We start from the raw sequence: 15844 nt of genomic DNA on the forward strand, positions 1-15844 counted from the left end.
TTTTCCCTTCCTGAATAAGTTTTCCTGCTGGATACCCCGCGTTTAGCCGCTTTCGGCCGCGTTATCGCCTCTGTTTGGCTTTGGGTCATCACTTTTATGCACGTCTGGCTCGCAGCGGCTGCACCAGCAGAGTGCAGCCGCAATTCCCCCCTTTGCTAAGGCGCCATTCCCGCTGCTTATTAACTCTTAATGGGTAATCAGAAAGGCTTATTTTTCGGGTTGTTAGGATTTTTCTGCGGCAGCCTGACGACGCCTTAAGAAAAAGTGGCCTGCTAATTGCAATTTGTTCAATACCAGGCCAGCAGGCCACAAGAACAGATGTTATTGGCATTCGGGGAATGTGACGGAGGCAAGATGAACTTAAGACGACTGAAGTACTTTGTGAAAATCGTCGATATTGGCAGTTTGACGCAGGCGGCTGAAGTGCTGCACATCGCGCAACCTGCGCTCAGTCAACAGGTCGCCACGCTGGAGAACGAGCTGGATCAGCAGCTGCTGATTCGCACCAAGCGCGGCGTGACGCCGACCGAAGCCGGTAAAATCCTCTATGCACATGCGCGTACGATTTTGCGGCAGTGCGAACAGGCGCAGACGGCGGTAATCAACGCCGGGCAGGTGCTGAGCGGTCAGGTATCCATCGGCATGGCGCCCGGCACGGCGGCCTCTTCGCTGACCATGCCGCTGCTGCAAACGGTGCGCGAGCAGCATCCGGAGATACTGGTTTATCTGCATGAAAACAGCGGCAGCACGCTTAATGAAAAGGTGATGAACGGCCAGCTTGATATGGCGGTGCTTTACGATCGCGCGCCGACGGCCGGCATCACCAGTCTGCCGCTGATGAAAGAGGAGCTTTATCTGGTCGGCGCCACCGACTGTCCCGGCGGATCGGTAGATTTAGCCGAGGTGGCGCAGATGAGCCTGTTTTTGCCGCGCGACTACAGCGCGGTGCGCAAGCGGGTAGATGAAGCCTTTTCGCTGCGTCGTCTCAGCGCGCGCATTATCGGCGAGATCGAATCGCTGTCGATGCTGACCGCCGCCGTCGCCAGCGGTATGGGCGTCACGGTGTTGCCGGAGTCCGCCGCGCGTGCGCTGGTCAGCTCAACCCAGGCCTGGATGGCGCGCATCAACAGTCCGGCGCTTAATCTGCCGCTGTCGCTAAACGTGTCTGCGCGTCTGCCGCTCTCGCCCTCCGCGCAGGCGGTAAAGGATATTTTGCTGTCGCTGCTGAATAAGCCGATGGCGGAAGAGCGGGCTCTGCTGTTAGTGAGTTAAGGCGGGCTGGCGGGGCCGCTTTCGCCTGGGTATTGGGGCTGGTGAGCGGGTTTCGTTCGCCGGGTAATAAAGCAGTTTCATTTCGCCCGCTGCGGGCGACCGAGCAGGGCCGGTGGGCGCCGGCCCTGCATCCGCGCCCCGGGCCAGCTCACCCGCCCGCTGCGCGGGTCCCTTTGCTTCGTCAGGATTTCTGACGGACCGGCTGGATTCGCCTTATTCGCCCCATCCCTGGGGCTCACCCCTTCGGGGCCAGCGCTTTGCGCGGTTCAAAAACGCTCCCGGCGTTTTTGTCCCTGGCTCATGCCAGCCTCTTCGCGGCATCCCTGCCGCTCGTTTTGAAATCCTTCCTCCGCTCAGCGGCTGCGATGGCCCCCCACACTCCCCGCTGCAAATCTCGTAAGTTTCATGACGACCTTTGTCGCTGAAAACGTGAGTCATGCGCTCAGACGACGCTGTCGCCTGGTGGAAAGCCAGGAAATTACAGGCGGGGGTTGGTAGAGGCATCCGACACACTGAGGCGCGCACGGCGGCCAGGACGAGCCGACAGGAGGTCGGCGAGAGGGAGGGCCAGGACGGCCTGTCCCGAGCGGTCCGTGCGGCCGACGTAAGCAACGAAGGGACCGTGCGTAGCGCGGCGTGGAGGCTGCCGGAAGCCGGGATTGTTAAGGGGCTGGCGAGCCCCTTAACACGCACGCCAGCAGCGGAGCGGCTGAAACTCCCTGCCGCCTGGCGGGCGGAACCCGCTCAGAGCCAACCCGCGCAGCAAACCCCAGCCCACCTGCGCAGCAGGCACAGCAGCAACCCAGCAGGCCGCACCCGGCCGCCACCCCATATTCCCCCTGCGCATAAGCACAAAGTTTTTATTATTTGTTGATATCAATAAACCTTCTTACCATCGGAGGTAACAATTTCGTAAAGGGAGGTAAATAACGTGAATTTCCAGCAACTTAAAATCATCCGTGAGGCGGCGCGCTGCGAGTTCAATCTGACGGAAGTGGCAAACACGCTATTTACCTCGCAGTCTGGCGTCAGCCGTCATATCCGCGATCTGGAAGATGAACTGGGCGTGGAGATTTTCATTCGCCGCGGCAAGCGCCTGCTGGGCATGACGGAACCGGGCAAAGCGCTATTGACCATCGCCGAACGCATCCTCGACGAGGCGGGAAAAGTACGCCGGCTGGCGGACGTTTTTACCAACGAAACCAGCGGCATCCTGACGATCGCCACCACGCACACCCAGGCGCGCTACAGCCTGCCGCGCGTCATCAAGGCGTTTCGCCAGCTCTACCCCAACGTGCGGCTCGAGCTTAACCAGGGCTCGCCGCAGGAGATCGTCGCCATGCTGCTGGCAGGCGAAGCGGACGTCGGCATCGCCAGCGAACTGCTGGTGAACAACCCCAGCCTCGCGGCCTTTCCCTGGTTTAGCTGGCATCATGCGCTGCTGGTGCCCCGCGATCACGAGCTGGTGCAGCAGCAGCCGGTGTCGCTCGGCACCCTGAGTCGCTACCCGCTGATTACCTATCGCCAGGGCATCACCGGACGCTCGCGCGTCGACCGCGCCTTTCAGAGCGCGGGCCTCAAGCCGGATATCGTGCTGAGCGCGCAGGATTCAGACGTGGTGAAAACTTATGTCGAGCTGGGGCTAGGCGTCGGCATCCTTGCCGATCAGGCGTGCGAAATACAGCCTGAAGAGGCGCTGGTGCGCATCGACGCGCATCACCTGTTTGACGCCAATACCGTCTGGCTTGGCCTGAAGCGCGGTCAGCTGCAGCGCAACTACGTCTGGCAGTTTATGGAGTTATGCAACGCCAACCTGTCGCTGGAGGAGATCAAACGTCAGGCGCTCTCCTATCAAAGTGAAGAGGAGCCGGCGATCGACTTTCAGATCTAATCCGGCAGCGACTCGACGATGGCCAGCTGCAGGCCATCCCAGCCTTTGCTGCCGACGGTCTGCAGCGCGGTGGCCGTCAGGTGCGGATTTTCGCCGATGTCGCGCAGATACTGCCGCAGCCCCTGCACATTTTCATCCGTGGACTGCGAGTCGACGATCCGTCCGCCGCGCACCACGTTATCGCCGATAATCACGCTGCCGACGCGCGCCAGCTTCAACGCCCAACGCAGGTAGTGCGGATTATTGCGCTTATCGGCATCGATAAAGATCATATCGAACGTTCCCTGCAGCGTCGGCAAACTCTCCAGCGCCGGCCCTACCAGCAGCTCAACTTTGTCTATCACGCCCGCCTCGGCGAAATTCTCGCGCGCCACCTGCGCATGCTGCGGCGAAAACTCCAGCGTGACGATTTTGCCGCCCTCCGGCAGCGCGCGCGCCAGCCACAGCGTGCTGTAGCCGCCCAGCGTGCCGATTTCCAGAATGCGCGAGGCGTTCATCATGCGCGCCAGCAGGTAGAGCAGCTTGCCCTGGTTAGCCGCGACGTCAATCGGCGGCAGGCCGGCGGCCGCGTTGCGCGCCAGCGCCGACGACAGCGCCGCGTCCGGTTTCACCAGCGTCTGAGTAAAGTAGTCATCGACCGCGCGCCACATATGATCGCTCATGGTTATCTCCTTGTTTAAAAACTGAGCATAGCAGCCGTGCGGCATAAAATTTTCTTTCCGCGCGCAAAACTCGCCGTTTAAGGTTTCTGCCCGGCGAGAAAAACATCCTGCGCTGAGGCGACGCGATAGAGTGGAAGAAAACCGATTAAACAGGGGGAGTAAGATGTCGCGTCTTCAACTAAAGGATTCCGATCTGCTGCGCCAGCAGGCGCTATTCGGCGGCCGCTGGCAGGATGCAGACAACGGCGAAACCCTGCCGGTGGTCGATCCCGCCACCCGCGAAACCCTTGCGACCATTCCGGCGCTGGGCCGCGCGGAGACCGAAGCCGCCATCGCCTGCGCCGACGCGTCGCGCATCGCCTGGGGCAAAACCCCCAACGCCAGCCGCGCCGCGCTGCTGGAGAAGTGGCACCAGCTGATCCTCGATAACGCCGACGACCTGGCGACCATCATGACCGCCGAGCAGGGCAAGCCGCTGGCCGAAGCGAAGGGCGAAGTGCTGTACGGCGCCAGCTTTGTCAAATGGTTCGCCGAAGAGGCGCGCCGTATCTACGGCGACACGATTCCGGCGCCGAGCGAGGATCGCCGCATTCTGGTGCTGAAGCAGCCGGTTGGCGTGGCGGCGGCCATCACGCCGTGGAACTTTCCCATCGCCATGATCACCCGCAAAGTCGCCCCTGCGCTGGCGGCAGGCTGTCCGATTATCGTGAAGCCGTCGGAGCTGACGCCGCTGTCGGCGCTGGCGCTGGCGGTGCTGGCGGAGCGCGCGGGCTTTCCGGCCGGCGTGCTGCAGGTGGTGACCGGCCTGCCGACCGAGATTGGCGCGGCGCTGACCGGCAGCCGTCTGGTGCGCAAGATCTCCTTTACCGGCTCAACGCGCATCGGCCAGCTGCTGATGCAGCAGAGCGCCGATAGCGTTAAACGTCTGAGCCTGGAGCTGGGCGGCAACGCGCCGTTTATCGTCTTCGACGACGCCGATATCGAGATCGCGGTGGCGGGAGTGATGGTCAGCAAATTCCGCAATGCCGGGCAGACCTGCGTCTGCGCCAACCGCATTCTGGTGCAGCGGGGCATCTATCCACGCTTCGTGGCGAAACTGCTTGAGGCAGTCGCAACGCTAAAGGTGGGCGACGGCTTTGCGTCCGGCAGCACCATCGGTCCGTTGATCAACGACCGCGCGGTAGAGAAAGTCAACAGCCACATCGAGGATGCGCTGGGCCAGGGGGCGGAGCTGCTGACCGGCGGCGCCAGCCACGGCAACGGCACCTGGGTGCAGCCGACGGTGCTCGGCAGGGTCACGACCCGGATGCGTATCGCCCATGAAGAGACGTTCGGGCCGGTGGCGCCGCTGTTTATCTTCGACGAGGAAGAGGAGGCGATCGCGATGGCCAACGACACGCCCTATGGCCTGGGTGCCTATTTCTTTACGGAAAATATTCGCCGCGCCTGGCGCGTCGCCGAATCGCTGGAATTTGGCATGGTCGGCTTTAATACCGGCGCTATTTCATTAGAAGTCGCGCCGTTTGGCGGCGTAAAATTATCGGGAATAGGTCGGGAAGGTTCACGCTATGGCATTGACGAATATCTTGAGCAGAAAACTTTTCATATTGGCAGCCTGACGTAATTCACTTTTTAAATAATTTTCTGATGCAAGCGTTTGTCACACTCGCGGCAAACGCTTTTTTATTTTGTGCGCTGTGTCGTGTTTTTATCGCCGCTAGCCATTTTAGTGCAAGTTTCATGCGCGATGCACCACGGCAATGCATGAAATTTGTGAGCTAAATCATCTGTTTATTTGTTCGGCAATTACGCAAAATTTCCGCTTTCAATACGGCAGAAAATTTTTTTGCGCAGTTTTAAACGCATTTTTATTTTTTAGCTGGCTGGCATACTTTCTGCATTACCTTTTGTCATGAGCTTATTCGCGTTGAATATAAGCTCTTACAGCGGGCTAATTCCAAAATGGTTGACGGGTGTAACAAATAAGGATTTATCCATGTTAAGTTTCGACCCTGAAAAAGTTTCGCTTCCTGTCGGCCACTATATCGGTGGCCATCACATTCAGACCCAGGGCGCGGCGTTCGCGGTAAAACGCCCTTCGGACGGCAGAGTCTACGCCACGCTGCATGAGGCTGACGCTGCCGACGTGGATCGCGCGGTGCAGGCGGCGCATCAGGCGCTGAGAACCAGCGGCTGGTCGGGCTGCGCGCCGCGCGAGCGCGGCCGGGTGCTGCGCCGCTGGGCCGAACTTATCGAGCAGGACAGCCTGCTGGCGCAGCTGGAGGCGCTCGGCTCCACGCGCCCCATCGGCGACGTGGCGCAGCATGAAATTCCGTTTACCGCCGAAGCGATCCGCTTCTACGCCGAGTGCGCCGACAAGTACAGCGGCGATCTCTTTCCGACCCGCGACAGCAGCCTCGGCATGCTGATAGCGGAGCCGTACGGCGTGGTCGGCGCCATTACGCCGTGGAATTTCCCGCTGTCGATGGCGTCGTGGAAGTGCGGCCCGGCGCTGGCGGCGGGCAATGCGGTGGTGCTAAAACCCTCTGAACTGACGCCGTTCTCAACGGTGCGCATGGCGGAGCTGGCGGTGCAGGCCGGTTTGCCGGCTGGCGTGCTCAACATCGTGCAGGGCAGCGGCGCGGTGACCGGCCACGCGCTGGTGACCCATCCGCTGGTGCGCAAAGTCTCCTTTACCGGCTCGACCCTGACCGGCGCGCGCATTATGAGCGACGTGGCGCAGCACGGCATGAAGCCGGTGACGCTGGAGCTGGGCGGCAAAAGCCCGCAGCTGGTGTTTGACGACGCGGGCGACATCGAGGTGCTGGCGCAGCGCATCCTGCGCGGCTTTACCGCTAACGGCGGCCAGGCGTGCGTCGCGGGCACCCGTCTCATCGTGCAGCGCGCCATCGCCGCGCCGCTGCTCGACCGGCTCGCCGCGCTGTGTCGCAGCGTGCGGCCCGGCGCGACGTGGCACGGCGACAGCCGATACGCGCCGCTGATCGATGAACGCCAGGGACAAAAAGTCGCGTCGGTGGTGGCCGCCGCGAAAGCGCAGGGCGCGGAAGTGCTGGTCGGCGGCGAGCGTTTCGCCGACACCGGCGACGGCTGGTTCTGGCAGCCCACGCTGCTGTGCGGCGTGGCGCAGGATAACCCGGCGGTGCAGCAGGAGATCTTCGGCCCGGTGCTGACGGTGCAGACCTTCGACGAGGAAGAAGAGGGGCTGGCGCTGGCGGCGCATGAGACGTACGGCCTGTGCGCGGGCGTGCATACCCTGAGCCTGCCGCGTGCGCTGCGCGCCATACGCGCTATCGAGGCGGGCACCGTGTGGGTCAACCGCTACGGCCGATCCGGCGATTTCATCATTCCCACCGGCGGCTTTCTCGGCTCCGGCATCGGCAAAGATTTGGGGCGGCAGGCGTTTCAGGCCTGCCAGCGCCAGAAAAGCGTACTCATCGATTTTTAACCTTTCCTGATCAAGACGAGGTCGCGTCATGGCACTGTTTAAACCGAAATTCATCACCTTTGACTGTTACGGCACGCTGATTAACTTCGACATGGCGGGCGCAGCGGCGCGCTGTTTTAGCGATCGCGTGGCGGCAGAGGAGATGCAGGCCTTCACTACCGATTTCTCCCGCTACCGCATGGATGAAGTGTTGGGCGCCTGGAAGCCTTACTACGACGTGGTAAGCAACGCGATACAGCGTACCTGCAAAAAGTGGGGCGTCGCGTGGGACAAGGCGGACAGCGACTTTATCTACACCGACTGCGCCACCTGGGGCCCGCATCCCGACGTGCCGGCCGGACTGGCGAAACTGGCGACCGAATTCCCGCTGGTGCTGCTCAGCAACTCGATGAAGGATCTGCTGCCGCACCATATCCCGCGGCTGGGGGCGCCGATCCATCTGGCGATTACCGCCGAAGAGGTGGGGGCCTATAAACCGCAGATGAAAGGCTTCGAATATATGCTGCAGAAGCTCGACTGCCGGCCGGAGGAGATCCTGCACGTCTCCTCCAGCTTCCGCTACGACCTGATGACGGCGCACGATCTCGGCATCACTCATAAAGCCTGGGTTAATCGCGGGCATGAACCGGCTAATCCTTACTACGGCTATACCGAAATCCCTGACATCGGCGGATTGCCCGCCCTGGTCGGACTCTGAGGATCGCGCTATGAAACTCGAATCGTTCTGGCAGGCCACCGCGCCGCCGTTTCACGGCGCGGCGGAAGGTTCGCTGCCGTCGCGCGCCGACGTGGTGGTGATCGGCGGCGGCTTTACCGGCGTCTCGGCGGCGCTGAGCCTGGCGCGCAGCGGCCTCGACGTGGTGCTGCTGGAGGGCGGCGAGGTGATGAGCCAGGCGTCGGCGCGCAACGGCGGCCACTGCAATACCGGCGTGGCGCAGAACTTCGCCTCGCTGGTGGCGAGCCAGGGCATCGAGAAAGCGACGCGCTTCTACCGCGCCTATGACGACGCGGTAAGCTACGTCGAACAGCTGGTGCGCGACGAGCAAATCGACTGCGATTTTCGCCTGTGCGGCAAGCTCAAGCTCGCCAGCAAGGCGTCCCATTTCGCCGGGCTGCGCGAGGCCTGGGAGCTGATGCGCCGCACCGTGGACCCGGAGATCGAGCTGCTCGACCAGACGGCTATCCGCCGCGAAGTCGGCAGCGACGCCTTTCACGGCGGCCTGCTGCAAAAGCGCGGCGGGCAGATGCATATGGGCAAGTTCGGCATCGGTCTGGCGGAAGCGGCGGCGCGCAGCGGGGCGAAAATTTTTCCGCACCACGCGGTGACCGGCTTAACCCGCCTTGACGGCTACCGCCACCGGGTGCAGACCGCCAGAGGCGAAATCCTCGCCGATAAAGTGCTGATGGCCACCGGCTGCTCCAACGTCGGGCCTTTTCGCTGGTTCCAGCGCCGCATTGTGCCGGTGGGCAGCTTTATCGTGGTCACGGCGCCGCTGGACGACGCGCTGATCCGCGAGGTGCTGCCGCAGGATCGCACCTACGTCACCTCGCTCAACCTCGGCAACTACTTCCGCACCACCGCCGACCGTCGGCTGGTGTTCGGCGGCCGCGCGCGCTTCGCGGTCAGCAATCCCACCTCCGATTCGCGCAGCGGCGAAATTTTGCAGGCGACGCTGGCCAGCCTTTTTCCCCCGCTGGCGCAGGCGCGCATCGACTACTGCTGGGGCGGCATGGTGGATATGTCTGCCGATCGGCTGCCGCACGCGGGCGAGCATGACGGCGTCTTCTACTCCATGGGCTACAGCGGCCACGGCACACAGATGTCGGTGTGGATGGGCGCGGTCATGGCGGATCTGATCGCCGAAAAAAGCAACCGCAACCCCTGGCAGCGCGACGGCTGGCCCGCGCTGCCCGGTTATCACGGCAAACCGTGGTTTTTGCCGCTGGCCGGACTCTATTACAAAGCCAAAGATCGTTTCTCTTGATGCTTGCATTCCAGGTGAACTTAAACGCTTATTGAGGGTACGCAGATGAGTCAAAATGATAATAACGCGCTGACGCGCATGCTGACCGAAGGCACGCTGACGCGCCGCGGCCTGATGAAAATGCTCTCCGCCGGCGCGGTGATGAGCAGCGGCATTATCGGCTTTCCGCAGCTGGGCTTCGCCGCCGAAACGCCGGTGAAAGGCGGCAAAATCCGCGTAGCCATGTCCAATGCCTCCGCCACCGATACCCTTGATCCCGCCAAAGCTAACAACAGCGGCGACTATACCCGCCAGTGTATGTTCTACAACGGCCTGACCGAGCTGGATAAAGATCTCAAAGCGCTGCCGTCGCTGGCGACGTCGCTCGACTCCAGCGACGGCGTCACCTGGCAGATCAAGCTGCGCAGCGGCGTGGCCTTTCACGACGGCAAGCCGCTTACCGCGAAAGATGTGGTCTACTCGCTTAGCCGACACAAAGACGCTGCGGTCGCCTCGAACGCCTTTAAAATTGCCGAGCAGTTTAAGACCATCAGCGCCGTTAACGATAACGAAGTGCAGCTGGTGCTGAACCAGGCGAACTTCGATCTGCCCTATATCCTCGCCGCGCCGCCGTTTTTGATCGTGCAGGAGAACACCAGAGACTTTACAAAGGGGATCGGTACCGGGCCTTACGTCTGCAAGGAGTTTACGCCGGGCGTGCGCTCGGTCGGCAGCAAAAACCCCCACTACTTTAAGCCGGGCCTGCCGCATCTCGACGAGGTAGAGCTGCTGGGCGTCACCGACCAGGCGGCGCGCGTCAACGCCCTGATGTCGGGCGACCTGCATATCGTCTCGACCCTGAGCGCCAACGACTGCAAGCGCATTAAGGCGACCAGCGATTTCGGCGTGCTGGAGAGCAAATCGGGCATGTATACCAACCTGATCGTGCGCACCGATATCAAGCCCGGCAGCAACGAAGATTTCGTGCTGGCGCTGAAATATCTGCAGCCGCGCGAGATGCTGGTGAAAACCGTGCTGCAGGGCTACGGCGACGTCAGCAACGATACGCCGGTGCCGCCTTGGCATCCGCTCTACAACGCCGAGCTGAAGCCGCGGCCGCTTGACGTGGAAAAAGCGAAATTCCACATCGGGAAGGCGGGCATGAAGGGCGCGACGGTGGAGATCGTCACCACGCCGAACATCGAAGGCGCGGTCGAGGGCGGCCAGCTGATCCAGCAGGTAGCGCGCAACGCCGGCATCAACATCAAAGTGCGCCGCGTGCCCTATGACGGCTACTGGTCGACGCACTGGACCAAGGATCCGGTGGGCTACGGCTCTATTAACCCGCGCCCGACGCTCGATATGCTCTTCTCGCAGTTCTACCTCTCCGGCGCGCCCAACAACGAGTCGGGCTGGAAGAACGCGCAGTTCGACCAGCTGGTGGTGGCGGCGCGCGGCGAACGGGATCAGGCGAAGCGCAAACAGATGTACGGCGATATGCAGAAGCTGATCTACGACCACTGCGGCACCATTATCCCGACCTTTATCAGCTCCACCGACGGCTACAGCAAAAAGGTGAAGGGCGTCGAAGCCTGGCCCTCCGGCATGATGATGGGCTATCGCTTTCACGAATTCGCCTGGCTGTCCGCTTAACCCTCTCGACGCTGGAGAACGCCGATGAACCGATACATGCTGTTCCTGATCGCCCGGCGCACAGGCGCCGGCATCCTGACGTTGCTTATCGTCTCGGCGGTGGTGTTCTTTATCACCAGCCTGCTGCCGGGCGATGCGGCGCAGATGATCCTCGGGCAAAACGCCACGCCGGAGACGGTGGCGGCGCTGCGCGCTCAGCTTGGGCTGGATCAGCCGCTGCTGCTGCGCTACTTCAGCTGGCTGGGCGGCATGCTGCAGGGCGACTTCGGCACCTCGTTCGCCAGCCACCTGCCGGTGATGCAGCTGGTGGCGCAGCGTATTCCCGCCACCTTCGAGCTGGCGGCGATCACCACGCTGATCTGCGTGCCGCTGGCGCTGCTGATCGGCATAACGGCAGCCATGACGCGCGGCTCTCTGCTGGATCGCGTGCTGGTGATCGGCACCATGGCGACGGTGGCGGTGCCGGAGTTTCTGGTGGCGACGGTAGCGGTGCTGATCTTCGCGGTGAAGCTGCACTGGGTATCGGCCATGTCCTTCGGCTCGCCCAATATGGATCTGGTCAGCTATCTGAAAGCCTACGCGCTGCCGGTGCTGACGCTCTGCTGCGTGCTGGTGGCGCAGATGGCGCGCATGACGCGCGCCGCCATTATCAACCAGCTCGACAGCCCCTGGCTGGAGATGGCGCTGCTGAAAGGCGTATCGCCGCTGCGCGCCGTGCTGCGTCACGCCTTGCCTAACGCGGTCGGCCCTATCGCCAACGCTATTTCGCTCAGCCTGTCCTATCTGTTCGGCGGCGTCATCATTATCGAAACCATCTTCAGCTATCCCGGCCTCGCCAGCCAGCTGGTGGATGCGGTCAGCAACCGCGATCTGCCGGTGGTGCAGTTCTGCGTGATGCTGTTCGCCGGCTGCTACCTGCTGCTGCTGCTGCTGGCCGACGTGCTGACCATCGCCTTCAACCCGAAATGGAGAAGCGCATGAATACCTTACTTCCCGTTCGTTTCTTTCAGTCGCTGTCGATCTCCGGGCGGCTCGGCCTGACGGTATCCGTTTTCTGGCTGCTGATGGCGCTGTTCGGCAACCAGCTGGCGCCGCACAACGTCGAAGATATCGGCGGCGGCCCGCTGTTCGGCGGCTTTACCGCCGATAACTGGCTCGGCACCGACGCGCTGGGGCGCGATATTCTCAGCCGCATTCTCTACGGCGCGAAGTTCTCCATCGGCCTGGCGCTGGGCGCGGCGATCGGCGCCAGCCTGATCGGCACGCTGCTGGCGCTGCTGGCGGCGGTGACCGGCCGCTGGCTGGAGGAGATCCTTGGCCGCGTCAACGACGCCATGCTGGTGCTGCCGGGCAAGGTGCTGTCGCTGATGATCGTGGCGGTGTTCGGCTCTTCGCTGCCGATGCTGCTGCTCACTGCCATCTTCACCTACTGGCCGGGCGCGTTCCGCATCGCCTTCGCCATGGCGGGCAGCCTGCGCAATATGGACTACGTGCGCGCCTCGCGGCTGCGCGGCGAAAGCCGCTGGTACGTCGCCATGCACGATATTCTGCCCAATATGGTGCACCCGATGCTGGCGGACTTCGGCCTGCGCTTCGTCTATATCGTGCTGCTGCTGAGCGGCCTGAGCTTTCTCGGCCTCGGCGTCCAGCCGCCCTATGCCGACTGGGGCACTTTGGTGCGCGAAAACATTCAGGGGCTGTTTGACGGCTCGCCGGCGGTGCTGATGCCTGCGCTGGCCATCGCCAGCCTGACCATCGGCGCCAACCTGTTTATCGACAGCCTGCAACAGATGCGTCCGCTGACGCTGGCGAAGGAGGGCGTATGAACGTGATGCCGCATACCGCAATGCCAGCGATCTCGGTGGAGAATCTGCGCGTTACGGCGCAGAGCGACAAGGGCGACCCGATCGATCTGGTATCAGATATCCGTTTTACCGTGCAGAAAGGGGAAGTGCTCGCCCTGATTGGCGAATCGGGATCGGGGAAAACCACCGTCGCCATGGCGCTAATGGGCTATGCCCGTCCCGGCTGCCGCATCGCCGAGGGCAATATTCACGTGGCGGGTGTCGACGTTAACAGCCTGAGCCCGCAGCAGCTGCGCGAATTTCGCGGCAACAACGTCGCCTATATCGCCCAGAGCGCCGCCGCCTCGTTCAACCCCGGCATGAAGATCATCGATCAGGTGATCGAACCGGTGGTGATCCACGGCACCATGACGCGCAAAGCGGCGAAAGCCAAAGCGGTGGCGCTATTCCGCGAGCTGGCGCTGCCCAATCCCGACACCATCGGCGACCGCTGGCCCCATCAGGTGTCCGGCGGGCAGCTGCAGCGCCTGATGACCGCCATGGCGCTGATCGGCGATCCCGACGTGGTGATCCTCGACGAGCCGACCACCGCGCTCGACGTCACGACGCAGGTGGAAGTGCTGAAGGCCTTTCGTCGCGTGGTGGCGCAGCGCGGCGTCACCGCCATCTACGTCAGCCACGATCTGGCGGTGGTGGCGCAGATGGCGGACCGCATTCTGGTGCTGCTGCGCGGGCAGATCGCCGAGTACGGCACCACCGAACGGCTGATCGGCGCGCCGCAGGCGGACTACACGCGGCTGCTGATGAACGCGGCGCGGCAGCAAGAGCGCCCCAGCCCGTGGCGCGCGGAGAGCGGCGAGCTCCAGCCGCTGCTGGAGGTGCGCGACCTCAGCGCTGGCTACGGCCCGCGCGGCAGCGACGGCCAGCCGAAAATCCGCATTCTGGAGGAGATCAACCTCAGGCTGTGGAAAGGGCAGGCGATCGGCATCATCGGCGAGTCGGGATCGGGCAAAACTACCCTGGCGCACGCCATCGCCGGGCTTAACGCGCCCTGCCACGGCCATATGCTGTTCAACGGCCACTATATCGCGGGCGACATGCACAAGCGGCCTGACAACGAGCTGCGCCGCATTCAGTATGTGTTTCAAATGGCGGACACCGCGCTGAATCCGGCGCACAGCGTCGAGCGCATCCTGTCGCGGCCGCTGGCGCTGTTTCACGGCCTGCGCGGCCAGGCGCTGACCCAGCGGCTGCATCAGCTGCTCGATCTGGTGAAGCTGCCGCGCAGCGTGCTGTGGCGGCGGCCCTGGGCGCTCTCCGGCGGGCAGAAGCAGCGCGTCAACCTGGCGCGTGCGCTGGCGGCGGAGCCGGATCTGATCCTGTGCGACGAAGTGACCTCGGCGCTCGACACCGTGGTCGCCGCGGCGGTGCTGGATCTCATCAGCGAGCTGCGGCGCGAGCTGGGCCTGTCGGTGCTCTTTATCAGCCACGACATGCACGCGGTGCGCGCGGTGTGCGACAACATCGTGGTGATGAAGTCGGGACGTATCGTCACCCAGCTGGCGCGGGAGGATTACGACAAGCCCACCAGCGAGCTCTATTTCGAGCGTCTGAAGCGCGCGGTGCCGGAGCTGCGGCAGGGCTGGCTGGATGAGCACGAAGAGATTTTAAAGGCGGAATAGGGCTATCTTGCTTGCCCTATTGTCCCCGGGCGGTGCGCTGGCCGCGAACAAGCCGGCTGCGCAAATAATGCCCTGACAGGGTGCGCTTTTCACTGCAAAAAAGAGGTATCAACGCTATGCCCGCTCCACTCCGCTATGTACAGGACAGCGCCGACTTTCCCGACGCCGTTGATGTGGTGATTATCGGCGCCGGTATCGCCGGGGCCGCCGCGGCCTGGGAACTGACCAAAAAAGGGCTGAAGGTGGCGCTGCTGGAGAAAGGCCTGGTCGGGGCCGAACAGTCGAGCCGCAACTGGGGCTGGTGCCGCCAGCAGAACCGCGACGAGCGCGAGCTGCCGCTGATCGTCTACGCGCTCCAGCGCTGGGGCGAACTGGGCGAGGAGACCGGGGAGGAGCTGGGCTTTCGCCGCAGCGGGCTGATCTACGCGACGCGCAGCGAGGCGGATATCGCCGCGTGGGAGCGCTGGAACCGCATGGCGAAAAATTACGATGTGCAGAGCGAGATCCTGACGGCGGATCGGGCGAAGGCGATGACGCCCGGCAGCACCTCGCGCTGGCTCGGCGGCGTCTCGTCGCCTGGCGACGGCCACGCCGAACCGCGCCTGGCCGCGCCTGGCCTGGCGATTGCCGCCCAGCGTCTCGGCGCGCGGGTATTCCAGCAGTGCGCGGTGCGCGGGCTGGACATTGCCGCCGGTCGCGTCAGCGGCGTCTGGACCGAGCGCGGCCTGATCAAAACCAGCCGGGTGATCTGCGCGGCGGGCGCGTGGACCTCGATGTTCTGCCGCCGGCACGGCATCGACCTGCCGCTCGGCAACGTTATCGGCACCGCGTTTCGCACCCGGCCCATCGCGCAGGCGATCACCGTGCCGCTCTATACGCCTGGCTTCGCCTGCCGTCCGCAGCTCGACGGCAGCTATACCGTCTCCGTGTCGGGGCGTGGCCGCCTGGAGCCGAGCGCGCAGGGCATCCGCTATGCGCGGCATTTCTATCCTGTTTTTAAGAGCCGCCGTAAAAATCTGCGCCTGAACCTGGGGCTGACCCCCTTTTTCCACGGCCCGGAAGCGCTCGGCGGCTGGGCCTTCGATCGCGAATCGCCGTTTGAGCGCGCGCGCATTCTCGATCCCGCTGCCGACGCGGCGACCGTGCAGGCGGGTCTGGACGCGATGCGCAACGAATATCCGGCGCTGGCGGGCATTAAGCTGGCGCAGGCCTGGGGCGGCATGATCGACAGCACGCCCGACGCCATTCCGGTGATTTCCACCGTGGCGCAGCTGCCGGGCCTGGTGCTGTCGGCCGGCTACAGCGCGCACGGCTTCGGCATCGGGCCCGGGGCGGGGCGGCTCGCCGCCGATCTCGCCGCCAGCGACGCGCCGATTGTCGACCCTACCCCTTATCGCTACAGCCGTCTGGTCGACGGCAGCGCACTTGAAACGCCTGGCATGATGTAAG

At 63.2% G+C, this 15844-nt stretch carries 12 protein-coding genes; 11 read left to right on the top strand and 1 reads right to left on the bottom strand.

The annotated features are described in order from the left end of the window. Window positions 1-354 precede the first annotated feature (354 nt). Complete coding sequence (nac, locus tag HA46_RS06910; protein WP_033791458.1) at window positions 355-1272, top strand: nitrogen assimilation transcriptional regulator NAC; 918 nt, start codon at window positions 355-357, stop codon at window positions 1270-1272. A 931-nt stretch (window positions 1273-2203) separates the two neighbouring features. Next, window positions 2204-3163, top strand: coding sequence for an HTH-type transcriptional regulator Cbl (cbl, locus tag HA46_RS06920; RefSeq protein WP_084883197.1), 960 nt, complete (start codon window positions 2204-2206; stop codon window positions 3161-3163). Here the strand turns inward: cbl and HA46_RS06925 are convergent. After that, window positions 3160-3825 carry an O-methyltransferase gene (locus tag HA46_RS06925; protein WP_084883200.1) on the bottom strand — a complete coding sequence of 222 codons (666 nt, stop codon included), beginning with the start codon at window positions 3823-3825 and terminating at the stop codon, window positions 3160-3162. The two genes, cbl and HA46_RS06925, sit on opposite strands and share 4 nt — an antisense overlap. A 163-nt stretch (window positions 3826-3988) precedes the next feature. Here HA46_RS06925 and HA46_RS06930 point away from each other — a divergent pair, with 163 nt between their 5' ends. From HA46_RS06930 to HA46_RS06970, 9 genes are all read left to right on the top strand, one after another. Beyond that, window positions 3989-5449, top strand: a complete 1461-nt coding sequence (locus HA46_RS06930) for an NAD-dependent succinate-semialdehyde dehydrogenase (RefSeq protein WP_084883204.1) — start codon at window positions 3989-3991, stop codon at window positions 5447-5449. A 372-nt stretch (window positions 5450-5821) separates the two neighbouring features. Beyond that, window positions 5822-7291, top strand: coding sequence for an aldehyde dehydrogenase family protein (locus tag HA46_RS06935; protein WP_084883208.1), 1470 nt, complete (start codon window positions 5822-5824; stop codon window positions 7289-7291). A 28-nt stretch (window positions 7292-7319) separates the two neighbouring features. Continuing rightward, window positions 7320-7988 (top strand): haloacid dehalogenase type II, encoded by a 669-nt coding sequence (locus HA46_RS06940; RefSeq protein WP_033791452.1) that lies wholly within the window; start codon window positions 7320-7322, stop codon window positions 7986-7988. Window positions 7989-7998: 10 nt separating this feature from the next. Then, on the top strand, window positions 7999-9276 hold the full coding sequence (locus HA46_RS06945; RefSeq protein WP_084883212.1) for an NAD(P)/FAD-dependent oxidoreductase: 1278 nt from the start codon (window positions 7999-8001) through the stop codon (window positions 9274-9276). 45 nt (window positions 9277-9321) lie between these two features. Next, window positions 9322-10908 carry an ABC transporter substrate-binding protein gene (locus HA46_RS06950; protein ID WP_084883215.1) on the top strand — a complete coding sequence of 529 codons (1587 nt, stop codon included), beginning with the start codon at window positions 9322-9324 and terminating at the stop codon, window positions 10906-10908. A gap of 24 nt (window positions 10909-10932) precedes the next feature. Next, on the top strand, window positions 10933-11889 hold the full coding sequence (locus HA46_RS06955; RefSeq protein ID WP_048785661.1) for an ABC transporter permease: 957 nt from the start codon (window positions 10933-10935) through the stop codon (window positions 11887-11889). Then, window positions 11886-12734 (top strand): ABC transporter permease, encoded by an 849-nt coding sequence (locus HA46_RS06960; protein WP_033791448.1) that lies wholly within the window; start codon window positions 11886-11888, stop codon window positions 12732-12734. Before HA46_RS06955 ends, HA46_RS06960 begins: the two co-directional genes overlap by 4 nt. Further along, window positions 12731-14395, top strand: a complete 1665-nt coding sequence (locus HA46_RS06965; RefSeq protein ID WP_033791447.1) for an ABC transporter ATP-binding protein — start codon at window positions 12731-12733, stop codon at window positions 14393-14395. The genes HA46_RS06960 and HA46_RS06965 overlap by 4 nt, the downstream gene beginning before the upstream one ends. A gap of 116 nt (window positions 14396-14511) precedes the next feature. Further along, window positions 14512-15843 carry an NAD(P)/FAD-dependent oxidoreductase gene (locus HA46_RS06970; RefSeq protein ID WP_084883218.1) on the top strand — a complete coding sequence of 444 codons (1332 nt, stop codon included), beginning with the start codon at window positions 14512-14514 and terminating at the stop codon, window positions 15841-15843. Window position 15844: the final 1 nt, after the last annotated feature.

The organism is Pantoea septica, assembly GCF_002095575.1.
Taxonomy (GTDB): Bacteria; Pseudomonadota; Gammaproteobacteria; order Enterobacterales; family Enterobacteriaceae; genus Pantoea; species Pantoea septica.